At 44.2% G+C, this 23,769-nt stretch carries 22 protein-coding genes; 12 read left to right on the forward strand and 10 right to left on the reverse strand.

Going from position 1 to position 23,769, the window contains the following annotated elements; genetic code table 11:
* Positions 1 to 21: 21 nt before the first annotated feature.
* From V1358_RS01260 to V1358_RS01270, 3 genes are all read left to right on the forward strand, one after another.
* A complete protein-coding gene (locus tag V1358_RS01260) occupies positions 22 to 561 on the forward strand; it encodes a manganese efflux pump MntP (RefSeq protein ID WP_347389352.1) in 540 nt (179 codons plus the stop codon).
* 163 nt (positions 562 to 724) lie between these two features.
* A complete protein-coding gene (locus V1358_RS01265) occupies positions 725 to 2,569 on the forward strand; it encodes an ABC transporter ATP-binding protein (protein WP_347392332.1) in 1,845 nt (614 codons plus the stop codon).
* Positions 2,570 to 2,674: 105 nt separating this feature from the next.
* Complete coding sequence (locus V1358_RS01270; RefSeq protein WP_347392333.1) at positions 2,675 to 3,127, forward strand: hypothetical protein; 453 nt, start codon at positions 2,675 to 2,677, stop codon at positions 3,125 to 3,127.
* A gap of 45 nt (positions 3,128 to 3,172) precedes the next feature.
* Here the strand turns inward: V1358_RS01270 and V1358_RS01275 are convergent, their stop codons facing one another.
* The 7 genes from V1358_RS01275 to lrp all read right to left on the reverse strand — a co-directional run bounded on the left by V1358_RS01275 (position 3,173) and on the right by lrp (position 11,289).
* On the reverse strand, positions 3,173 to 4,222 hold the full coding sequence (locus V1358_RS01275) for a peptidase M42 (RefSeq protein ID WP_347392334.1): 1,050 nt from the start codon (positions 4,220 to 4,222) through the stop codon (positions 3,173 to 3,175).
* A 172-nt stretch (positions 4,223 to 4,394) separates the two neighbouring features.
* Positions 4,395 to 5,690, reverse strand: coding sequence for a serine--tRNA ligase (serS, locus tag V1358_RS01280; protein ID WP_347392335.1), 1,296 nt, complete (start codon positions 5,688 to 5,690; stop codon positions 4,395 to 4,397).
* A gap of 8 nt (positions 5,691 to 5,698) precedes the next feature.
* Positions 5,699 to 6,082: a fluoride efflux transporter CrcB gene (gene crcB / locus V1358_RS01285; protein WP_347389347.1), complete on the reverse strand. Its 384-nt coding sequence runs from the start codon at positions 6,080 to 6,082 to the stop codon at positions 5,699 to 5,701.
* Positions 6,069 to 7,355, reverse strand: a complete 1,287-nt coding sequence (locus V1358_RS01290; RefSeq protein ID WP_347392684.1) for a replication-associated recombination protein A — start codon at positions 7,353 to 7,355, stop codon at positions 6,069 to 6,071. The genes crcB and V1358_RS01290 overlap by 14 nt, the downstream gene beginning before the upstream one ends.
* A 46-nt stretch (positions 7,356 to 7,401) precedes the next feature.
* Positions 7,402 to 8,049 carry an outer membrane lipoprotein periplasmic chaperone LolA gene (lolA, locus tag V1358_RS01295; RefSeq protein WP_347392336.1) on the reverse strand — a complete coding sequence of 216 codons (648 nt, stop codon included), beginning with the start codon at positions 8,047 to 8,049 and terminating at the stop codon, positions 7,402 to 7,404.
* Positions 8,050 to 8,071: 22 nt separating this feature from the next.
* On the reverse strand, positions 8,072 to 10,687 hold the full coding sequence (locus V1358_RS01300) for a DNA translocase FtsK (protein ID WP_347392337.1): 2,616 nt from the start codon (positions 10,685 to 10,687) through the stop codon (positions 8,072 to 8,074).
* A gap of 119 nt (positions 10,688 to 10,806) precedes the next feature.
* The gene (gene lrp, locus V1358_RS01305; protein WP_347389344.1) at positions 10,807 to 11,289 is read right to left on the reverse strand and encodes a leucine-responsive transcriptional regulator Lrp; all 483 of its coding nucleotides are present in this window, start codon (positions 11,287 to 11,289) and stop codon (positions 10,807 to 10,809) included.
* Between the two features lie 143 nt (positions 11,290 to 11,432).
* On the opposite strand from lrp, the gene ald reads away from it, so the two are divergent.
* On the forward strand, positions 11,433 to 12,554 hold the full coding sequence (gene ald / locus V1358_RS01310) for an alanine dehydrogenase (protein ID WP_347392338.1): 1,122 nt from the start codon (positions 11,433 to 11,435) through the stop codon (positions 12,552 to 12,554).
* 75 nt (positions 12,555 to 12,629) lie between these two features.
* On the opposite strand, the gene pssA is transcribed toward ald, so the two are convergent.
* Positions 12,630 to 13,955, reverse strand: coding sequence for a CDP-diacylglycerol--serine O-phosphatidyltransferase (pssA, locus tag V1358_RS01315; protein ID WP_347392339.1), 1,326 nt, complete (start codon positions 13,953 to 13,955; stop codon positions 12,630 to 12,632).
* 256 nt (positions 13,956 to 14,211) lie between these two features.
* Between pssA and trxB the strand changes: the two genes are divergently transcribed.
* The 4 genes from trxB (at position 14,212) to infA (ending at position 16,926) form a co-directional block, all read left to right on the forward strand.
* Positions 14,212 to 15,165 carry a thioredoxin-disulfide reductase gene (gene trxB, locus V1358_RS01320; protein ID WP_347392685.1) on the forward strand — a complete coding sequence of 318 codons (954 nt, stop codon included), beginning with the start codon at positions 14,212 to 14,214 and terminating at the stop codon, positions 15,163 to 15,165.
* A gap of 31 nt (positions 15,166 to 15,196) precedes the next feature.
* Positions 15,197 to 15,928, forward strand: coding sequence for a leucyl/phenylalanyl-tRNA--protein transferase (gene aat / locus V1358_RS01325; protein WP_347392340.1), 732 nt, complete (start codon positions 15,197 to 15,199; stop codon positions 15,926 to 15,928).
* Positions 15,906 to 16,616: an arginyltransferase gene (locus tag V1358_RS01330; RefSeq protein WP_347389340.1), complete on the forward strand. Its 711-nt coding sequence runs from the start codon at positions 15,906 to 15,908 to the stop codon at positions 16,614 to 16,616. Before aat ends, V1358_RS01330 begins: the two co-directional genes overlap by 23 nt.
* 91 nt (positions 16,617 to 16,707) lie before the next feature.
* On the forward strand, positions 16,708 to 16,926 hold the full coding sequence (gene infA, locus V1358_RS01335; RefSeq protein WP_023401681.1) for a translation initiation factor IF-1: 219 nt from the start codon (positions 16,708 to 16,710) through the stop codon (positions 16,924 to 16,926).
* Positions 16,927 to 17,010: 84 nt separating this feature from the next.
* Here infA and clpA read toward each other — a convergent pair whose 3' ends face one another.
* Entirely contained in the window at positions 17,011 to 19,284 is a 2,274-nt protein-coding gene (clpA, locus tag V1358_RS01340) for an ATP-dependent Clp protease ATP-binding subunit ClpA (RefSeq protein WP_347389339.1), read from the reverse strand.
* Positions 19,285 to 19,312: 28 nt separating this feature from the next.
* The gene (gene clpS / locus V1358_RS01345; protein WP_440589688.1) at positions 19,313 to 19,621 is read right to left on the reverse strand and encodes an ATP-dependent Clp protease adapter ClpS; all 309 of its coding nucleotides are present in this window, start codon (positions 19,619 to 19,621) and stop codon (positions 19,313 to 19,315) included.
* Positions 19,622 to 19,830: 209 nt separating this feature from the next.
* On the opposite strand from clpS, the gene cspD reads away from it, so the two are divergent.
* The 4 genes from cspD to V1358_RS01365 all read left to right on the forward strand — a co-directional run bounded on the left by cspD (position 19,831) and on the right by V1358_RS01365 (position 23,702).
* Entirely contained in the window at positions 19,831 to 20,052 is a 222-nt protein-coding gene (gene cspD / locus V1358_RS01350) for a cold shock domain-containing protein CspD (RefSeq protein WP_347389337.1), read from the forward strand.
* 292 nt (positions 20,053 to 20,344) lie between these two features.
* Entirely contained in the window at positions 20,345 to 22,567 is a 2,223-nt protein-coding gene (locus tag V1358_RS01355; protein WP_347392341.1) for an NADP-dependent isocitrate dehydrogenase, read from the forward strand.
* 57 nt (positions 22,568 to 22,624) lie between these two features.
* Positions 22,625 to 23,275, forward strand: coding sequence for an rRNA large subunit pseudouridine synthase E (locus V1358_RS01360; protein ID WP_347392686.1), 651 nt, complete (start codon positions 22,625 to 22,627; stop codon positions 23,273 to 23,275).
* Positions 23,268 to 23,702, forward strand: coding sequence for an NUDIX domain-containing protein (locus tag V1358_RS01365; protein WP_347392342.1), 435 nt, complete (start codon positions 23,268 to 23,270; stop codon positions 23,700 to 23,702). The genes V1358_RS01360 and V1358_RS01365 overlap by 8 nt, the downstream gene beginning before the upstream one ends.
* Positions 23,703 to 23,769: the final 67 nt, after the last annotated feature.

The following is a 23,769-nucleotide window of genomic DNA, read 5'->3' on the forward strand; positions in this document are numbered from 1 at the left end:
TCACGTCTGTAGATTTGTTTTATGATAGAAGTACTTATTTTAGCGATAGCGCTAAGTATGGATGCATTCGCAGTATCAATTGGTCTAGGTTCCAAACACACCCACGCTACTAAGTCGCTGGCCATAAAATCGGGTATTTATTTTGGCTTGTTCCAAGGGCTTATGCCGTTAATTGGTTACTTAGGTGGCAAAGGCGTACTCGGTTGGGTGGAAGACTATGCACACTGGATTGCCTTCGGTTTACTGTTGTTGATCGGTGCGAAAATGATTTATGAAGCACTCAGCGAAGGAATAGAAGAAGACATTGCACAAATTACGCATAAAGTGATGTTAATTCTAGCCATAGCCACGAGTATCGACGCCATGGCAGCGGGTTTCACCCTAACCTTGCTAGATGTTCATCCGTTGATTGCTTGTGCCATGATTGGTGTCACCACTTTGATATTCAGCGTTATAGGTGTGCTAGTAGGCAATCGCAGCGGCACCTGGCTTGAAAGTAAAGCGGAATTGTTAGGTGGAGTGGTATTAGTCTTAATAGGCTTTAAAATTCTACTATTCTAAATTTAAAAGTGTGTCCAATTGGACCCATTTTCATTTGTGTCATTCATCATTAATGCGGCAAATAAGACACGCTTTGTTGCAAAAAAACCATCACCTCGGCGCTATGCAGTGCTAGCGTTAATAGTTAAACTGATTGATTAAATTCTGTATCAATTAGTTGTCTATGTTTGCATTTTTCGAAAAATTAACTCGCCCTTTTCCCGAACGAGAAACCAAAGCCCCACCCGTCGGCCTGTGGGCATTTTGCCGTTACTACACACAAGGTATGGAGAAGCCTTTACTGGTCATGTCCATCAGTGCTGCACTATTGGCCATTATCGAAGTATCCATGTTTAATTTCATGGGGCAACTGGTTGATTGGTTGAGCAATACAACGCCAGAGCAATTATTTGCCAATGAGTCAGACACGCTCTGGTTCATGGGCTTTGTAACCTTAATTGCCCTACCAATTTTAGTGTTTGTGCACTCTGCTATTTTACACCAGAGTTTGCTTGGCAATTACCCAATGTCTATTCGCTGGTTAGCTCACCGTTATTTACTTAGACAGAGCCTTAGCTTTTATCAGGACGATTTTGCCGGCCGCATTGCCACCAAGGTGATGCAAACGTCTCTGGCAGTTAGAGAAACGGTTATCAAATTACTTGATGTGGCGGTTTATATCATTGTGTACTTCAGCGCTATGCTCATTTTTATTGGACAAGCTGATTGGCGTCTGATGATCCCTATGTTGGTATGGCTGGCTGGGTATGTGTGTATCCAACGCTATTTTATTCCGCGTTTAAAACAGGTCGCGGAACAACAAGCAGAAGCACGCTCGCAGATGACAGGTCGTATCGTAGACAGTTATACCAATATCTCGACTATCAAACTCTTTTCCCATTCGGCAAAAGAAGAGCAATATGCGCAAGAGTCAATGCAGTTGTTCCTCGACCCTGTTTATCGCCAGATGCGCTTAGCTACGGGCCTGCAAGTAAGTGTGCAAGTATTAAACTACGCTCTTGTTGCGGCTACTGCCGCGTTATCAATCTATTTATGGTCTTTCAGTTTAATTAGCGTAGGCGCCATCGCTATTGCTGTGAGTTTGGCTTTACGTCTGAACGGCATGGCGCAATGGATTATGTGGGAAGTGAGCGCTTTGTTTGAAAATATAGGCACGGTCGCCGATGGCATGGAAACATTGACAAAACCCATTGTCATTAAAGATAAACCCGATGCCAATGAATTAGTTATAGACCAAGGTGCGATTAACTTTAGCGACATCTCGTTCAATTATGGCAAGGCACAACACCAAGACCAACCTGGGGTTTTAGAGTCTTTGAATCTTGCAATTAAAGCGGGTGAAAAAGTGGGTGTTGTTGGGCGCTCAGGTGCAGGGAAATCGACACTCGTTAACTTGCTATTACGCTTTTACGACGTCGAAAAAGGTCGCATTTCCATAGATAATCAAGCTATTGATACGGTGACGCAAGAAAGCTTGCGTCAACACATAGCCATGGTGTCACAAGATACCGCCTTACTGCATCGCAGTGTGCGTGAAAATATTGGATATGGCTTAGCCGACGCAACTGATGAACAAATTATAGAGGCTGCTAAACAAGCCAAAGCATGGGATTTTATTTGTGATCTTGAAGACTCAAAAGGTAACAAGGGCTTAGATGCACAAGTGGGTGAACGTGGAGTAAAGCTCTCTGGTGGTCAACGTCAACGTATCGCTATCTCACGTGTGTTACTCAAAGATGCGCCAATTTTAGTGTTGGATGAAGCTACATCTGCGTTGGACTCAGAAGTTGAGGCCGCCATTCAAGCAAGTTTAGACACCCTCATGCAAGGCAAAACAGTTATTGCCATAGCTCATCGCCTGTCAACTATTGCACAAATGGACCGTTTAGTGGTGATGGATAAAGGCCATATCGTTGAGCAAGGTACGCACCAAGAATTAATTGCGCTAGGTGGTATCTATGCACAGTTATGGGCCCACCAAACTGGCGGCTTTATCGGCACAGAGTAATCAATTGTTGCGTATCGCACAATAAAGATTCGACAACGCAGTCAAGGACGACTAGCTTTATTAGCTCAAGTTGCAATACCGCAACCTGATATAAGGAAGCTTATTATGGCTAAGAACTTATTAATGGGCGCGTTGTTTTGTGTTTTTAGTTTGATGTCTATTCAAGTTGTACACGCAGATGATCACGAACCACCCTTTATTGGCGGAAATTACTGGGAAGTGACAGGGATTAAAATTGCGGATGGAGCCGGCTTAAAGTATTCGAAGTGGTTAGCTAGCGAATGGCGCAAAAACGCTGACTTCGCTGTAGAGAAAGGTTGGTTGGTTAGTTACTCAATCATTAGCAATGTCCACGCTCGTCATGATGAGCCAGACCTCTACATCGTCAGAGTGTTTGAAAACATGGCGTCCGTTGCCGAAAATGAAAAGCGGCGCGCTGAGTATTTGGCATGGGCCAAAAAGAGCATGGAAAAAATGCAAGCTGAAAGCGGTAATCGCGCAGAATATCGTACGGTCATGAGCACTGCACTACTTCAAGAAATGAAATTTAGGAAATAGCTAAGCGCATGCAGAGCCATTTAGGCTCTGCTGCCCATATCGATGCTACTCTTTAGATAACGCCGTCAATACAGATAAAAACTTCTCTACCGACTCAATCGCTGCGGATTCTTGCATGGTGTGATACCCCGTTGAAGGGATTTGTATAGTAGTGCCGTCTACAAGTCCATTTGATGCGGCAATGATACGTCCCAGTTCAGTACTGCCGATTGATTTAGGCTCCTCACCTTGTGCAACTAGTTCAGCGTTGGTTTGCTCCATGTACTTATCTTTGAACAAATAGCTAATACTTTCATTGATACAAAGCTGTTCAACCATTTTGGTCGCTTCTTCGTTAAAGGACGCATTGGCGTCTTTATAACGGAGAACGAGCTGTTGACTGTTTGCTGCTGCAACATCAGGAAAAGGGCTGGTATCAACTACGAATAATCGGTTTGTGGAGCCACCAAAGCGGCGGAACCACTCCAGCAAGTAACGCCAGCTTTTACCCGCCTCCTCTTGGGCTGTGAAGAACGCTGTGCCTTGAAAACCATTGGCAAACATATGCACCAACGCAGCAGTGCATAGCACATTATCTAGTTGGCCTGTGAGTCGATTGTCATCGATTTTTAGCTTGTCTTTGAAAGCAACAGGTGTTCCTGCAACGAGCCCTTCTAGACCATCAATTTCGAAAATTAAGTTGTTTCTAAATTCACAGATATACGCATTCTTTATGACACCACCACCACGATACGCGCCCGACCATGGCTCATAGGCGTAGACAGGCTCGTTCTGGAAGCGTTCTGTGATTTTTGTCATCAATTCTTCAGACACGGAGTTATTCAGCAAGTCCGTGCGATTACCCGCAATAAACGCGGCATACTGAAATTCATTGGGTCCAGTACACACCAGACCATGCCTGTCTATATGAGCAGAAAACATGGTGCTAAACGGCTTGCTGCCTTGAGCTACAAGTAACCCTTCATACCAAGTAACGTGCGCACCTCGCTCTTCAAGCTCGCGTTGTAACACACGAAAAAAAGAGTGCTCAGCACCAACCACACTCGGTTGACGGATAATGGTTTTTAGTAAATCTATGAAATCGCTGTTTAACATATGTTTTATAGTGTTTGTTACGCACTTCCGGAGTTAGCTTACAGCGAAATTAGAACAGCTTTTGGAAACAGTCAATTTATTTGCATCCTTTGAATACAAATAAATTGAAGGCTTTTCAGATATAAAAAAGGCCGCGAATACTGCGGCCTTTTTTAGCTTAAAAATCAGTATATTATTTAGTGCTGATCACTTCTACTCCACCCATGTACGGGCGAAGTACGCTAGGTACAACAACAGAACCATCTGCTTGTTGATAGTTCTCAAGGATCGCAACTAGCGTGCGGCCAACAGCAAGGCCAGAACCATTCAACGTATGAAGAAGCTCAGGCTTTTTCTCACCTGCACGGCGGAAACGCGCTTGCATACGGCGAGCCTGGAAATCACCCATATTTGAACACGATGAAATCTCACGGTATGTGTTTTGTGCTGGTAACCAAACTTCTAAATCGTAAGTTTTAGCTGCACCGAAGCCCATATCACCAGTGCACAGTACAACTTTACGATATGGTAACTCTAACGCTTGAAGGATTTGCTCAGCATGACCCGTCAATTCTTCAAGTGCTTGCATTGAATCTTCCGGCTTAACGAGTTGCACTAACTCAACTTTATCAAACTGGTGTTGACGAATTAGACCACGGGTATCGCGACCATAACTACCTGCTTCACTACGGAAACATGGTGTGTGCGCAGTCATACGCACAGGAAGTTCTTTCTCTTCGAAGATTTCGTCACGCGCACAGTTTGTTAGTGGCACCTCAGCGGTTGGAATTAAGCTAAAGCCGGCATCATGTTCACCGAGTTTCTCAGTGTGGAATAAGTCTTCTGCGAATTTAGGGAGCTGACCCGTTCCAAACAAGCTGTCTTTGTTGACAAGATACGGCACATACATCTCGGTATAGCCATTTTTATCTGTATGGGTATCAAGCATAAATTGAACAAGTGCACGGTGCATACGCGCGATTTGACCGCGCATTACGGTAAAACGTGCACCTGAAAGTTTCACGCCTGCTTCGAAATCTAAGCCTTTGTCCAGGGCTTCACCTAGGTCTACGTGATCTTTAACTTCAAAATCATATGATTTAGGCTCGCCCCACTTGCTCACTTCAACGTTGTCGGCTTCATCGTTACCTACAGGCACTTCTTCAGCCGGCAAGTTTGGTAAGCCAGAAGCAATGTCGTTTAACTGGGCAAGTACTTCGTCTTGTTCTTTCTTTGCATTCTCAAGCTCATCACCTAGGTGCGCTACTGCATCAAGCAATGGTTGAATGTCTTCACCTTTAGCTTTTGCTTGGCCGATGGCTTTGGAACGGGTGTTACGCTCGTTTTGTAGTTCTTGAGTTTTTGTTTGTAGCGCTTTGCGCTTTTCTTCAAGCTCAGCAAGCGTCGCTACGTCTAATTCGAAGCCACGTGTCTTTAAACGTGCTGCTGTTTGATCTACGTCCTGACGGAGATACTTTGAGTCTAACATGTGAATTTTTAACCTTTTTGCGTTGTTAGCATGAGGCCTATTGCAGCCATAAAAATACACACCCCAACATTAAGTAGGATGTTTAACGCCACTTTCAGCCACTGGCCTTGCTGCATAAGCAGTAAGGTATCGAGCGAAAATGTTGAAAATGTTGTCAGCGCGCCTAAAAAACCGATTCCTAGAGTTAGGCGGTGTGGATTTGTGAGAATTTCACGATCCAAAAGGCCATATAAAACGCCCATTAACAATGAACCGAGAATATTAACTGTCAGCGTGCCAAAAGGGAATCCCTTTGGCAGTAGTTTTAAAGCTAATTCATTCACCCCAAAGCGAGCACACGCTCCTAAAGCGCCGCCAAGTGCAACCAGTAAATATGTACTAATCGGATTCATAGCGCCTCCGTGTGCTTTGGCTGTCTCTGTCCTGCAAATACTTGAGTTTTTCTGCGATGCGTTTTTCTAAACCCCTGTCACTTGGGTAATAGTACTGAGTATCCGCGATTTCTGGTGGGAAGAAGCATTCACCTGCAGCATAGGCGCCAGGCTCATCATGTGCATACCGATAATCATCACCAAATCCCTGTTCTTTCATTAAAGCTGTGGGCGCATTGCGTAAATGAAACGGCACATCAAGATCTGCTGTTTGCATAGCATGACGCTTCGCTTCGTTGAATGCTTTATATACCGCATTACTTTTTGGCGCACTAGCAAGGTAAATAGTGGCTTGTGCAATTGCCCTTTCACCTTCACTTGGCCCTACTCTGTGGTAGATGTCCCAAGCGTTTAAAGCGACATCCATTGCTTTAGGGTCTGCGTTACCAATATCTTCAGTGGCAATGGCAAGTAAGCGCCTTGCAACATACAAAGGGTCGCCACCGGCGGTAATGATACGACAATACCAATACAATGCGCCGTCTGGGCTCGACCCGCGTACGGATTTGTGGAAAGCAGAAATTAAATCGTAATAATGATCCCCGCCTTTGTCATAACGAGCAACCATCTGCGGAGCAACTTGTTGCATCACTTCTTGAGTAATGGTTCCTTTGTACTGCTCACCTTTGGCTAATTCAGAAGCGACTTCTAACAGATTAAGTGCACTTCGCGCGTCACCACCGGCGCCTTTGCATAACTGCTGCAAACTCGTTGCGTCGATACTGATATTGGCTTGGCGTAATACTTTATCTTGTTCAAGCGCTTGGTTAACTACGAGCTCTAAATCTTCGCCGCTAAGCTTCTTTAAGGTGTATACACGTGCTCTAGATAGCACGGCGTTATTTAGGGCAAATGAAGGATTTTCAGTTGTTGCACCGATAAATATGAAGGTACCGTTCTCAACATGGGGAAGCAGTGCATCTTGTTGCGATTTGTTAAAGCGATGCACCTCATCAACAAATAACAAGCTTCGTTTTCCAGCTTGCAAGCTTGATTGTGCAAGCTCTACCGCCTCTCGAATATCTTTTACACCAGCGCTAACAGCAGAGAGTTCAATGAAATGAGCTTCACAGTGATTTGCGATGATATGAGCAAGAGTCGTTTTTCCCACACCAGGTGGGCCCCATAAAATCAAACTGTGGCAATGGCCAGACTGGATAGCACGATACAAAGGTTGATCGTGGCCAAGGATATGCGATTGGCCAATGTAATCTTCTAAACGCGTGGGACGCATGCGCGCCGCAAGCGGGCGCACATCAGGAGCAAAATCGAAGGAGAAATTATTCGCCACTTACCTGTGTTCCTGGCGTTTGTCTTTGGTCGTCTACGAATACGTTTTCAGGAATGACGAACTCAAATTGCTCATCATTGATGTCTTCGTTTAATACAGGAGCTTGGAATGTAAAGCGTGAGCGTTGCCCTGATTGGTCAATCACTTCTACAGCTGCGACTTGATTGTCAGCATTGAGCAGTAAAGTCAGCTGTTCCACTTGGCCCTGCTCTTTGGTCAACGGAGTGACAGCGTAGCCACCATCTACTTTTGCAATCGCAAAGTTTTGCCATAGTGCTTCATCGCTCGTAGTGAGCAAAATGAAAGGAGTACTATCGATTAACTTTTCAGTATCAAGCAAGGTTACCTGCTCTGCGAAGGGGTCGAAATAAAAACTCTCCTCGCCGTTAGACACAAATAGCGTTTCATCTGGAGTGTGTTGCTGCCATCGAATCTTTCGCGGTTGCTCAAGCTGCAGTTGGCCTGCACTTTCACTTACGACTTCACCTTGTGGGTCGAATACTTGTTGATTAAACCTAGTATCTAACGACGTTAAATTGGATAAAACCTTCTTTAAATCATCAGCATCACTGGCCGTTGCTAACGCGCTGGTTAGTGCAGAAACTGAGAATAGGGCTGCTGTAAAAATCTTTTTCATCTAGACCTCCATTTGGTGTCTGTTAACTGGCGTTATTCTTCACCAATACTTCTCGGGCACCATTATGTCCCGGAGGGCTTACTAGCCCAGATTGTTCCATTTGCTCAACTAGGCGCGCAGCGCGGTTGTAACCTACACGCAATTTGCGCTGTACGCTTGATACCGATACGCGACCGCTTTCAATTACGAAAGCAACAGCTTCGTCATAAAGGGGGTCCGATTCGCCGTCTTCGCTCTCAGCTACTTCGCCGGGCAATAATACATCTTCCACTGCGTCACCATTGAGGATTTCATCCACATAGTTTGGCTTACCACGAGCTTTCCAATCACTTACTACTGCGTGTACTTCATGATCGTCTACAAATGCGCCATGGACGCGGATTGGTACGCTGGTACCTGGTGGTAGATACAACATATCACCCATACCCAGCAGATTCTCAGCACCTTGTTGGTCCAAGATGGTACGCGAGTCAATTTTAGACGACACTTGGAACGCCATACGCGTCGGGATATTTGCTTTAATTAATCCCGTAATGACATCTACAGACGGACGCTGAGTTGCTAACACTAGGTGAATACCAGCAGCACGTGCTTTTTGCGCGATGCGAGCGATTAACTCTTCTACTTTCTTACCAACAATCATCATCATGTCGGCGAATTCATCAATGACCACCACAATGCTCGGTAGCTTATCTAACTCTTGTGGGCCATCAGCCATGCCGTCGGTGTCTTTGAACAGTGGGTCCATTATCGGTTGACCCGCAGCTTTAGCATCCAATACCTTTTGGTTGTAACCCTTGAGGTTACGAACGCCTAAAGCAGACATCAGTTTATAACGGCGTTCCATCTCTCCAACACACCAACGCAATGCGTTAGCTGCTTCTTTCATATCAGTGACAACTTCACACAGAAGATGTGGAATGCCTTCGTACACCGATAGTTCAAGCATTTTAGGGTCAATCATGATCATGCGCACATCTTCCGGTGGCGACTTATACAACAAGCTTAAGATCATGACATTAACGCCCACTGACTTACCTGAGCCGGTTGTACCCGCCACTAGCAAATGTGGCATTTTTCCAAGATCAGCAACCACAGGCTGGCCAGCGATATCTTTACCTAGCACCATGGTTAATGGCGACTTGTTTTGTTCGAATTTAGGCGCGTTGATCACTTCGGACAAACGCACGACTTCACGATGCTTGTTTGGTAGCTCTAAGCCTACATAAGTCTTACCGGGAATAACCTCTACTACGCGCACACTCACCGCCGATAGAGAGCGCGCTAAATCTTTTGCAAGACCGGAAATTTTGGCAACCTTTACACCCGGAGCGAGATCCAATTCAAATCGAGTTACTACTGGCCCTGGGTAGACGCCAACAACAGCGGCTTGCACGCCGAAATCTTGTAACTTTGATTCCACTAAGCGTGAAACTGCTTCTAATTCTTCTTCAGATATAGGGTTCTGTTGCTTATCTGGTCTGTCTAGCAAATCGAGTGAAGGCAGCGGGTCCATAGGCGGTCGCTCTTCTAGTAATTGCTCAAACTTTTCTTTAGCAGACATCGGCCTTTGTGGTAAATGCGTTACATTAGATGTCTGCGACTGATCAGTATTTTGGTGAACATTGGCGTGCGCTGAGACTTGCTTCGCATCGGTTGATGGCGGCAATGGCTGTGATTTATCGAGTTCATTTAGCGCGCTGACTGTGTCAAAATTTTCATCATCGATGGCGCTGAAATTCATTTCATCTGCAAAAATATCGTCTAAATCATCAAATGCAGGATGTTGCTCCGCACGCTTTGCAACGTCGGGTACAGCATGTTCATCGTCTTTTTTTATTTCTGGCGCAAACATCGCTGCTGCTTTGTCTAGCAAGGCTTTGTGGTTATCTTGCTGCGCATCGATATCGTCTATATCACCGAGGGATATATCAGGTTCACGCGTATCTGCAAATGACGCAGAAGCTGATTTTGTGTCCGCTTTAGTCACTAGCTTTGTAGGTTCTTGCTCGACAGTTTCAGCGTTGGCCATTTCTTCTTGCCATTGGTCACGTTTATTATGGAACCATTGCCACACCCAACGACATGCAGACATCACCCATGCACCTAAGGTATCGACGAATTGCACCCAAGATATGCCTGTTAACAAGGTTAATCCGGCGAAAAAGAAACATAGTAACAGGATAGAAGTGCCAGTGAAGTTAAAGGCAGGCATCATCGCACTGGCTATCACATCCCCCACTACCCCGCCGGAAGAAAAATAAAAAATATCGTCAAAATTGATTGAGCTGATAGCGCAGGCACTGAGCACAAATAGCACTAAGCCAATGAGTCGTAACGCCAATGTAATGTAATCGAGTCGCAGTACTTGGTGAGGTCGCTTGAATGCAAAGTAGCCAAACATTTGAATCGCTGCAGGCACTAAAAATGCCAGCCAGCCAAAACTGAAAAGCAGTATGTCTGCCAACCACGCACCGGCTGTGCCAGTAATGTTACTGACTTCCATAAACTCGCCGGTTTGCGACCATGAAGGGTCGGCAGCGTCAAAGCTGATGAGCGCACATAAAATGAAAATGGCAAATGCAGTGCTTATTATTAAGCCTGTCTCAAGCAGTCTTTGTACACCATTTAGGCGCATATTCCATTATCCTTATATTTTTCTTGGTACTTCAGCGCAATACCTTTAACCATAACAATTCTTTGCCAATTTTGCACTGTGTTTATAATCAGTGATGTGCGTAGAAAAGCGTTGTTCTCTTACTCAGGTACTTGAGGTCGAATAATGAGTGCCTCTTCCCCTTTTACCTCTTCCATTACAACATAAGTTCTGCTTTCAGAAATATTAGGAAGCTTAAGTAATATATCGCCTAATACCTGACGATACTCAGACATGTCAGTTACACGCGTCTTTAATAGGAAATCAAAGTTCCCTGAAACAAGGTGGCATTCAACAATTTCGTCGTGTTTTTTAACCGCTTGATTAAATTCATCGAATACATCAGGCGATGTTTTGGTAATAGTCACTTCAACATACACAAGTAATGCTTGCCCAAGCTTGGCTGGATCGACAACGGCTTTGTAGCCTCTTATGTACCCTTCTCTTTCGAGCTTTTTCACTCGCTCTAGGCATGGCGTAGCACTGAGCCCAATACGTTTTGCCAGTTCAACGTTAGAAATACGGCCATCGCGCTGTAATTCGACTAAGATTTTACGGTCGATTCTATCGAGTTGTTGATGCATATAGAATATTAGATGATTGCACTGAATTTGAGATTAATAAAGTGTAATACACTAGCAGGATATCGTAAATCAGTGAGACACACTATTTCACCATGAGTACAATAGTGAAAAATTTTCTTGTTCAATTTAAGGTATAGTTACTTATGATTATCGGTGTACCAAAAGAGATTAAAAACCACGAATACCGCGTAGGTATGATTCCAGCTAGCGCTCGCGAACTGATCAACCACGGTCATGAAGTTATCGTTGAAACTAACGCGGGTCTTGGCATCGGTTTTACGGACGAAGACTATATTGAAGTTGGTGCTAAAATTTTACCAACTGCTGCTGAGGTTTTTGCTCAAGCAGAAATGATCATCAAAGTGAAAGAGCCTCAAGCTGTTGAGCGCGCAATGCTTCATGAAGATCAAATCCTATTCACATACTTACACCTAGCACCAGATCTTCCGCAAACTGAAGACCTAGTAAAAAGTGGTGCTATCTGTATCGCATACGAAACAGTAACTGACGCAAAAGGTGGTTTACCACTTCTTGCGCCAATGTCAGAAGTTGCAGGTCGCATGTCAATCCAAGCTGGTGCTCAAGCGCTTGAAAAATCAAAGCACGGTCGTGGCATGCTTCTTGGTGGTGTTCCGGGCGTTGAGCCAGCTAAAGTAGTTGTTATCGGTGGTGGTATGGTTGGCCGTAACGCTGCTCAAATGGCTGTAGGCTTAGGTGCTGACGTTGTTATTCTTGACCGCAACATCGATGTGCTACGTAGCCTTAACGCACAATTCGGCTCTCAAGCTAAAGTAATCTACTCTACCGCTGATGCCCTAGAGAAGCACGTACTTGAAGCTGACCTTGTTATCGGTGGCGTATTAATTCCAGGTGCAGCAGCGCCTAAGCTTGTTACTGCTGAGCACATCAAAGCGATGAAGCCAGGTGCAGCAATCGTAGACGTAGCAATCGACCAAGGTGGCTGTATCGCTACATCTAAGCCGACAACTCACGATGAGCCTACTTACATTGTTGATGAAGTTGTTCACTACTGTGTTGCTAACATGCCAGGTGCGGTTCCACGTACTTCAACGTTTGCACTAAACAACGCAACACTGCCTTACATCATCAAACTAGCGAACAAAGGCTACAAGCAAGCCCTTCTAGAAGACAAGCATTTCCTTGAAGGTCTGAACGTGATCAAAGGTAAAGTAACCTACAAAGAAGTAGCAGAAGCATTCAACATGGAATATGTTGACCCGCGTACTGCTGTTGAAACGCTTTAATTCTAGCGTTTGAGAATTGAAAAACCCGCCAAATCGGCGGGTTTTTTGTTGCCTACATCGTGGTAATTACCCAAACTAAATAAAACGTTTGATTATAAAATCGACTTTTACGCGTTTCGCTTTACCCAATATTTTCTGCACTGCTGCAGGATAATCACTGACTTGCTGTAACTCTGTGTAGTTTGTCAAACGCGTACAGTTAGCCAAGATGGTTTGCTTTTCTTTAGCTATAGGTTCTATAAGTTGGCCATTTTTATCATCGATAAAAATACCGTTTTCAACATCTAAACCCCACGCTCGCGGATTTAAATTATGACCACTGAGTAGATGGTAGCGATTGTCAGAACAAATCCCCTTAAGGTGGAATGAGTTTTTACCATGTTTCCACAGATATACATTCAGGTTACCTTTATCGACAAATCGTTGCTGATTCTTGAGGAATTTGGCAAGAATCGTTTCGTAAAGGTACGGCAGTGCCCCTACTTTTGAAAACTTCTCTTCAGGCGGAATATAAAAATCATTCGCTGTTTTATCGCCGACGACGATAGTCACTTGTTTGCCTTGGCGCAGTAAACGACGTAACGCCCTCAAAAGTGGTGTCGGAAAGTTAAAATACGGCGTGTAAAGCACAAGTTCTTTCTCTGTGATATCAAATAACTGTTTGATAAGACGATTGAGTTTGTTGTTACGCCGACCTAAACCAATAAATGGACGTACAGTAAGCGCGCCTTCTGATTTTTCGTTACTTACTTTATAGCTCGCTCGCTTAAGTGCTTTAACTAACTGTTTATGAGCACCCTTGATATCGACATATTTTGGAATGGGTCGCTTATCTAAACGCGGTACCGCATCACTGGCGATTAACGTTTGCTCTGTGAATTCAACAAAGGCATCGCACAACTCGGGTTGGCGAATAAGAAAATACCGGTCTAAGCGATAACGCTCTTCGTATTGCAAGTACACATTGTTTAGGCTAGCACCGCTGTAAAGTAAGGTGTCATCAATAACAAAACCTTTTAGGTGCAAGACCCCAAACAATTCCTTGGCTTTTACGGGGACGCCATAGACTTCAACGTTACTTTTGTGAAGCTGTAGACGTTGCAAATACAGTGAAGCATTTCCTTCGCTGTGTGCTTCACCAATTAACCCGCGTTGCGCTCGGTGATAATCAACAAGTACTTTTATATCGAGTTCAGGGTTTTTAAGCGAAGCTTGATGCAAGGCATCAAGAATTTCACGCCCTGCTTCATCGTCCTGTAAATAAAGTGCCGTGATATAGATACGATGAGTCGCATTAGCAATAAGCTCTAAAAGTGTTGAGCGGTAACTTTGAGCATCAAGAAGTATGTCGATATCTTGTTCTTGCAGACTATAGCCCGCCTGATATTGCCAAAAATACATAAGGCCCTTTTTTCTTATTTCGCAGCGAGAATATCTCAGCAAACGAGTTTGTAATTGCCTAGAACATAGCAAAAAAAATATCTAAGGTCATGAAATAACGTTTATCGTGTCGCTATTTGCTGTTTAAACAAACAGTACAGTTATTTTGACACCTAGCTAATTTGCGCAATTTCAAAATTAGGAAAAATATTTACTTATGTGTTGTTTTTCTTAGAATCACCCGCATAACCAAATTCTATGAAATAAATTGAGACGTATTATGAGCGCCAAACATTGTAAATTACTTATCCTTGGCTCTGGTCCTGCGGGTTACACAGCAGCAGTTTATGCAGCACGTGCAAACCTAAACCCAGTGTTAGTTACCGGCATTCAACAAGGTGGTCAGTTGACCACGACTACAGAAGTTGAAAACTGGCCAGGTGATGCACACGGCTTAACAGGCCCTGCTTTAATGGAACGTATGAAAGAGCACGCTGAGCGCTTTGAAACTGAAATCGTGTTTGACCATATCAACGAAGTTAATTTAAATGTTCGCCCATTTGAATTAAAAGGCGACAGCGGCATGTACACCGCAGATGCGTTGATCATCGCAACGGGTGCTTCAGCTAAATACTTGGGTCTTGAGTCAGAAACTGCATTCCAAGGTCGTGGTGTGTCAGCTTGTGCAACCTGTGATGGTTTCTTCTACCGTAATCAGAAAGTTGCTGTTGTAGGTGGCGGTAATACTGCTGTTGAAGAAGCGCTATACCTTTCAAATATTGCGTCTGAGGTTCATGTAATTCACCGCCGTGATAGTTTCCGTAGCGAAAAGATCCTTGCTGACCGCCTAATGGAAAAGGCACAAAACGGTAACGTAACTATCCATTGGAACCGTGAGTTAGACGAAGTTCAAGGTGACGAAATGGGCGTGACAGGCATTCGTATCAAAGACAGTCAGTCAGGTGCCACTGAAGAGCTAGATGTAGCTGGTGCGTTTATCGCAATTGGCCACAAGCCAAATACTGACATGTTCGTTGGTCAGTTGGAAATGAAAGATGGCTACCTTGTTGTTCAATCAGGCCTAAACGGTAATGCGACTCAAACTAGCATCGAAGGTGTGTTTGCCGCAGGTGACGTATCTGACCACATTTACCGTCAAGCAATTACATCAGCCGGTACAGGTTGTATGGCTGCACTAGATGCAGAGCGCTACTTAGATAGCCAAAAATAATTAGAAGGGGCGTAACGCCCCTTTTGTTTTTATGACTCAATATTTACATCACCTTGGCACCATTGCCGAAGGGTTTCCAGACCCTAACACTGCATTGACGCAACCAGACGGCTTATTGGCTATTGGTGGCTGTTTATCGGTGCAGAGACTCTCTCAAGCATATCAAAACGGTATATTCCCTTGGTACAGTGAAGGTGAACCTTTGATGTGGTGGTCCCCTAGCGAGCGCGCCATTATTGACCTTCAGCACTTCCATGCCAGTAAAAGCTTACGTAAATCAGCAAAGCGTCTGCGTCCTCGTATTACAATAAACACCTGTTTCGCAGATGTTATCGCCTCTTGTAAAGAGCAACGCATGTACACGGAAGGGACATGGATCACAGACGCCATGCAATATGCCTACATCAAGGCTCATCAAGAAGGCCTCGCGCATAGTGTCGAAGTATGGGTTGATGACCAACTCGCTGGTGGCCTCTATGGCATTATGCAGTCACGTGTATTTTGCGGCGAGTCAATGTTTCATCGTGTTACAGATTGTTCAAAGCTTGCCATGTGGGCACTTGTTGAATTTCTGAAACAGCACAACGCAGCATTTATCGATTGCCAATTAATGAACCCCTATCTCTGTCAGCTTGGTGCTACGGCGCTACCAAGGCATGAATTTTTAGCTAAACTAAAAAATAACAGTACTCAGGCGTACGACCTGTCGTTTTGGCAAAAAAGTGAGTTAGAAAATCCCTATGGCCCAACACTTACCAATTAAAATAGGCCTAAGTCAGCGTTTTCAGTGCAGTTACATAAGTGACCGAGAAGAGCAACTTCTGGTGATCCTTGACCCAGGATGTTATAGCCCACAAGGTTTCGAAGCATTATTAAAACAAGGCTTTAGGCGCAGTGGTGAGCAAATCTATCGACCACACTGCCCTAGTTGCAATGCGTGCTCTTCAGTAAGAGTGTTGGCGAAAGATTTTACACCTACGCGTTCGCAAAAGCGTAAACTTAACAAGGCAAAAAGTTACCGCGTTTGTATCAGTGAAAAAGAAAAGCCAGAGTACTTTGCGTTATATGAACGCTATATCAATGAGCGTCACAGCGACGGAACCATGTATCCACCCGAACGCTCTCAGTACGATAGCTTCTTATTTTGTAACTGGATGCATATTCATTTCATTGAGCTGTGGCAGCGCGATAAATTAATTGCGGTTGCTGTAACTGACGTGATGGATAACGCTCTATCAGCCATTTACACATTTTTTGATCCTGACTATGCCCATTTAAGTTTGGGCAGTGTCATGATTATGAAACAGATTGAGCATGCTCAGCAAACCAACAAAGAATATGTGTATCTTGGTTATCAAATCGACGAATGTAAGAAGATGCGTTACAAGTTGCAGTTCCAACCTGCTCAACAATTGAAAAATGACCATTGGATAGATGTAATTTGCCTGTAAAATCGACAAATTAAGTGCCTTGGCTTTACATATCCTTTGCTTTTCGGCACAATCCCATGCGTTTAACTATCACAGAGGTGTTACGCTAGATATGGCGAAAGAAGACGTAATTGAAATGCAAGGTACGGTTTTAGAAACCTTGCCAAATACAATGTTCCGTGTAGAGCTTGAGAATGGTCACGTGGTTGTGGCTCACATTTCCGGTAAAATGCGTAAAAACTACATTCGTATTTTAACTGGCGACAAAGTAACTGTGGAACTTACGCCTTACGATCTATCAAAAGGCCGTATCGTTTTCCGTGCACGTTAATTTGTTTGCACGCTAAGCCGATTTAGCAAAAAGCCCAGCAAGTGCTGGGCTTTTTGTTATCTGATATTCGCTCAGATATCGCTATTAAGCTGGGCTCATTTGAGTGACGAAGTCGAAGCTAAGCTTGTCAGTCTTCTTATCAACATCCACTCTGACATCACCGCCATCTGTGAGGCTTCCAAAGAGAATCTCATTGGCCAGAGGCTTCTTAACCTGCTCTTGAATTACACGCGCCATAGGGCGTGCACCCATAGCTTTATCATAGCCTTTCTCAGCAAGCCATTTACGTGCAGCATCGCTAAGTTCTAGGTTAACCGATTTCTTATCCAACTGTGCTTGTAATTCCACAAGGAATTTATCAACCACCTGCATAATAATTTCGGTATCGAGATGATTAAACCAAATAATGTTATCAAGTCGGTTTCTAAACTCTGGCGAGAACACTTTATTGATTTCACCAAGTGCGTCATGTGATGTGTCTTGGTCAACAAAGCCTATCGCATTTTTCACTGTTTCTTGCACGCCGGCATTGGTTGTCATCACTAACACCACGTTACGGAAATCAGCTTTACGGCCGTTATTGTCCGTTAGCGTGCCGTGATCCATCACTTGCAGTAGGATGTTGTAGATATCACTATGTGCTTTTTCAATTTCATCAAGCAGTACCACAGCATGCGGATGTTTAATCACAGCATCCGTCAATAAGCCGCCTTGCTCATAACCCACATATCCTGGTGGTGCACCAATTAAGCGGCTAATAGCATGGCGTTCCATGTATTCAGACATATCGAATCGCAAGAACTCAATGCCCATGCACTTAGCAAGCTGCTTAGTCACTTCGGTTTTACCAACACCCGTTGGTCCAGCAAATAGGAAGGAACCGACGGGTTTATCCTCGTTAGCCAAGCCAGAGCGAGATAAGCGTATAGCCGAGGACAACGCATCGATTGATTGATCTTGGCCAAACACGAGCATTTTAAGATTACGGTCTAGATTCTTCAGCACTTCTTTATCCGAAGAGGACACACTTTGCTGTGGAATACGCGCGATCTTTGCGATGATCTGTTCTATATCTGACACGCTGATTGTTTTCTTGCGCTTTGACACTGGCTGTAGACGCTGGTTTGCACCGGCTTCGTCTATTACATCAATGGCTTTATCGGGCAAATGGCGCTCATTGATATATTTAGCACTTAGCTCGGCCGCAGCCCGCAACGCTTTTTGCGTATAACGAATGCCGTGGTGTTCTTCATAACGCTCTTTCAAGCCATTGAGTATTTTAGTGGTGTCTTCAACACTCGGCTCATTGATATCGATTTTTTGGAATCGACGTACTAAGGCTCTGTCTTTTTCGAAAATATTTTTGAATTCGTTATAGGTTGTTGAACCCATGCAGCGCAATTGCCCGCTGGAGAGTAACGGCTTAATTAAGTTTGATGCATCCATAACACCACCTGATGCCGCACCGGCACCAATAATGGTATGAATTTCATCGATAAAGAGAATAGCCCCCGGCTCTTGTTGCAGTTGTTTTAACAAACTTTTCAAACGCTTTTCAAAATCGCCACGGTATTTAGTCCCGGCCAACAAAGCGCCCATATCCAATGAATAAACAACACCATCGGCGATAACTTCTGGCACTTCGTTGTTAACAATGCGATAGGCAAGACCTTCTGCAATCGCAGTTTTGCCGACACCAGCTTCACCAACAAGCAACGGGTTGTTCTTTTTACGACGGCAAAGCACCTGAATAGTGCGCTCTACCTCTTGATCGCGGCCGATAAGCGGGTCTACCTGGCCGTTTTTAGCTTGGATATTTAAATTCGTTGTGTACTTATCAAGGATGTTTTGCTCTTCAGAACCTTCCGAAGTGAGCTCTTCAGGAATGTCGTCGTGATCATCAATGTGCTCACTGTCTTCATCAGAACTTGAAATCCCGTGAGAAATGAAATTAACAACATCTAAACGGTTAACGTCATTTTTCTTGAGTAGGTATACCGCCTGACTTTCTTGCTCAGAAAAAATAGCAACGAGTACATTTACGCCTGTAACTTCGCTTTTACCAGAAGATTGAACGTGGAAAACTGCGCGTTGAAGTACGCGTTGAAAGCCTAACGTCGGCTGTGTTTCTCTTTCTTGCTCCAAATCAGAAATTACAGGAGTGGTTTCGTCAATAAACTCTGATAGCTCAGAGCGCAACACGTGTAAATCAACGCCACAGGCTATGAGTGCCTCGTTGGCTGAAGGGTTATCCAATAATGCCAGCAACAAATGTTCAACAGTCATGAACTCATGACGGCGGGTGCGGGCTTCTTTAAACGCTTCATTTAATGTAATTTCTAAATCTTTGTTTAGCATCGGCAACCCCCTAAAACTAAAATACTCGTTATTCCTGCTCACAACTGCAAAGCAGTGGATGCTCATGCTCTCTGGCAAAACGATTTACTTGCTCAGTTTTAGTGTGGGCAATATCCGCAGGATAGATACCGCACACCGCTCTACCTTCATGGTGAACTTTGAGCATCACATCTGTTGCCTTTTCACTGTCCATGTTGAAGAAAGTCATTAAAACTTCAATAACAAAATCCATAGGTGTGTAGTCATCGTTATTTAAAATAACCTTGTACTTACGTGGTGGCTGCAACTTTTCCCTCTGTTCGTCGCGGCTACGCTCTACAACACCCGAATCTTTCATTCCACTCATAACTAAATATAGTCTTCTTTTACGGATCTCAAGCAACCCTGAAATCAAAAATAAACAAACTGTTAAAAATTTGCACAAAACACTTGACTGAGTGATTAAATAAACTACAGTCAAACTAGGCTGTCTACCTAATGAGCAGTCTAACAAACTATCAGGTTTAGATTAACTAAATTAGTCAACTTATAGAAGGATGTAGAAGTATGGCTTGTGGAAAAGTCAAATGGTTCAACAACGCCAAAGGGTTCGGTTTTATCCAAGAAGTAGGAAGTGAAGATGACATTTTTGCACACTACTCCACCATAGTCATGGACGGATACAAAACACTCAAAGCTGGTCAAGATGTAACCTTCGAACTGCAACAAGGTCCTAAAGGACTACACGCCACAAACATTTTACCTACCGACGGCTCTGAAGTCGTTTGACGGAAAGTGAACTGCGTCCAGCAGTAGCAGCCTAGCTGTTTTTGTTACATCGAAGAGCGAGCACCCAGCTCGCTTTGATCTATCTAGACCTCAATAATTTTAATATTCCACGTAAAGTTCTGTCCTTTTTTGTAAACTAAACTTGAAATTTTTACACTCGCCCTAACCTAAGGTTGAATGGAGCTTTTCTCTTTTGCTTGGTAAACTGCATTGCAGTGACAGCAAATATCAGCTTGTTGGGACGAATTCGTTCTTACGAACTGAAATACACAACGATAAATTAGGACATAAAATGACCTCGAAAATCATTTACACTAAGACTGATGAGGCGCCAGCACTGGCTACTTATTCCTTGCTTCCTGTTATTGAAGCATACTCAAGCGTTGCCGGCATTGATGTTGAAACGCGCGATATCTCTCTCGCTGGCCGTATCATCGCAGTATTCCCAGAATTCCTAACTGAAGACCAGCGCATTGGCGATGCCCTTGCGGAACTTGGTGAGCTTGCTAAGACACCAGAAGCAAACATCATCAAACTGCCTAACATCAGTGCTTCAATCCCACAGTTAAAAGCTGCTATCAAAGAATTACAAGCACAAGGCTACGCGCTACCAAATTACCCAGACGAGCCAAAAGATGAAAAAGAAGAAGATATCAAAGCTCGTTACGACAAAATTAAAGGCAGTGCAGTAAACCCGGTTCTTCGTGAAGGTAACTCTGATCGTCGCGCGCCAGCTTCAGTTAAAGCATATGCACGTAAAAACCCACATTCAATGGGTGCATGGAGCAAAGATTCAAAGTCACGTGTTTCTTCTATGCAAGACGGCGACTTCTTCGGTTCTGAAAAATCAGTCACAGTTGAAGATGCAACGAGCGTACGTATCGAACATGTAGATACTGCTGGCACAACGACGATATTGAAGCCGGAAGTAAAACTTCTAGCTGGCGAAATTATCGATGGTTCACGCATGAGCGTGTCTAAGCTACAAGCATTCATCGCAGAGCAAATCGATGCAGCTAAAGCAGAAGGCATTCTGTTCTCATTACACATGAAAGCTACCATGATGAAGGTTTCAGACCCAATCATCTTCGGTCATGCTGTAAAAGTATTCTATAAAGACGTATTTGCTAAGCACGGTGAACTATTCGCCGAGTTAGGAGTTGACGTACGAAATGGTATCGGTGACGTTTATGCGCGTATCGAAGGCTTAGACGATGCTAAACGCAAAGAAATCGAAGCGGATATCTTAGCGGTTTATGAGAGTCGTCCACGAGTAGCTATGGTTGATTCAGACCGTGGCATCACCAACCTGCACGTTCCTAGTGACGTAATCATTGATGCATCAATGCCTGCTGCAATTCGTTCTTCGGGTCAAATGTGGAATGCAGATGGTCAATTACAAGACACGGCGTTTGTAATTCCAGATCGCAGCTACTCTGGTGTATATGATGCTACAGTTGAGTTCTGTAAAGAGCACGGTGCTTTTGACCCAAGTACTATGGGTAGCGTACCAAACGTAGGTCTGATGGCTCAAAAAGCGGAAGAATACGGTTCACACGATAAAACGTTTGAAATCAAGAGCGCTGGTAAAGTTCGTGTTGTCGATGCAAACGATAACGTGCTTATTGAGCATGACGTAGAAGCCGGTGACATTTGGCGTATGTGTCAAGTTAAAGACGCACCAATCCAAGACTGGGTAAAGCTTGCTGTTAACCGTGCTCGTGCAACCAATACACCTGCTGTATTTTGGCTAAACGAAGAACGTGCACACGACGCGCAGTTAATCAAAAAAGTAAATTCGTATTTACCACAGCACGATACTGACGGCCTAGAGATCTTAATCCTAGACCCTATCGCTGCGACTAAATACTCACTAGAGCGTATCAAAGAAGGTAAGGATACAATTTCAGTAACTGGTAACGTGCTACGTGACTACCTAACTGACTTATTCCCTATTCTTGAGCTTGGAACAAGTGCGAAAATGCTGTCTATTGTTCCTTTGATGAACGGTGGTGGCTTATTCGAAACGGGTGCTGGCGGTAGTGCACCTAAGCATGTTCAGCAGTTCCAAAAAGAAAATCACCTACGTTGGGATTCACTAGGTGAGTTCCTAGCACTTGCAGCATCATACGAGCACCTAAGTGCGCGTACTAATAATGCCAAAGCACAAGTACTTGCTGATACGCTTGACCAAGCAACCGCGAAGTTCCTTGATGAAAATAAATCTCCGTCACGTAAAGTGGGTGAAATTGATAACCGTGGTAGCCACTTCTATCTGACTCTTTTCTGGGCAGAAGCACTAGCGGCACAAGATGCGGATGCAGACCTTAAAGCACGTTTCACAGAGGTCGCCGGCCTACTTCGTGAAAACGAGCAAACAATCATTTCTGAGCTTAATGACGCGCAAGGTCCGAGCATGGATATCGGCGGTTATTACCAACCAAATGATGAGCTTGCATTCAAAGCGATGCGCCCTAGCAATACATTCAATGCGATTCTTGCTAAACTAGCTTAATCGTATCGATTTGCAAAAAAGGCATCCGATTGGGTGCCTTTTTTATTTTCTAAGAACATGAAAAACGACGTTTCAAAACCCAAATATGGTCAGAGCTACCGCTCCAATAAACCACGCCAAATTCAAAGAAAGTCCGCCAAACCACGCCTAGCCCCACGCGAGGTGAAAATAGTGCTATTCAATAAACCGTTTGACGTGTTGTGCCAATTTACCGATGACAATAATCGCCCAACACTGGCTGATTATATAGACATCAAAGACGTTTATGCGGCGGGCCGTTTGGATCGTGATTCTGAGGGCCTATTATTACTCACAAATTGCGGCCAACTTCAGCATAAACTGGCGAACCCTAAAAAAAACACCTTCAAAACCTATTGGGTCCAAGTCGAGGGTGCAGTGAGTGGTGAGGCTGTTGAGGCTCTTTGCAAAGGCGTGGAATTGAAAGACGGTCTTACCTTGCCCGCAAAAGTTAAAATCATCACAGAGCCCAGCGGTTTGTGGCCTCGAAATCCACCGATTCGTGAACGAAAGAATATCCCAACAACCTGGCTGGAAATAAGTATTCGCGAGGGCAAGAATCGCCAAGTGCGCAGAATGACCGCCCATGTTGGCTACCCTACATTGAGGTTAATACGCGCAAGCATCGGCCCCTATCGTCTCGATGATTTGGAAAACGGTAAATATAAGGTAATTTCAGCCAATGCATAAGCCTAATGTCACCGTTGCTATCGTACTTAAAAGTAATGATCGCTACTTATTGGTAGAAGAAATCGATAAATTCACAGGCAAACGAGTTTTTAACCAACCCGCTGGGCATCTTGAACAAGGTGAAACCATTACTGATGCATGTTTACGTGAGTTAAAAGAAGAGACCGGACTAAGTGCTGAGCTGTTAGGGTTAGTAGGAATATATTCACTGCATGCGCAAAATGGCGTTCATTATCTACGCTTTTGCTTTTACGCTGAGTTGGATACTCCCGTGCAAGGTGCAGCGCAAGACAGTGACATTATTGCCTGTCACTGGTTAACCCTAGAAGAAATTAGTACGCTAGCGCTTCGTTCTCATCTTATTAGTCAATGTATCCAAGACTCGCTAAATCGACCTTTGATAAGTCTTGATTATTTGCATCAATAGCGCACTTCAAGCCCTTGCCTAAGCGTGATATAATTCGCGCCCTCGAAGCAATGTGATGTGAAATTCA

It is taken from the genome of Pseudoalteromonas pernae (assembly GCF_039831865.1).
Taxonomy (GTDB): domain Bacteria; phylum Pseudomonadota; class Gammaproteobacteria; order Enterobacterales; family Alteromonadaceae; genus Pseudoalteromonas; species Pseudoalteromonas pernae.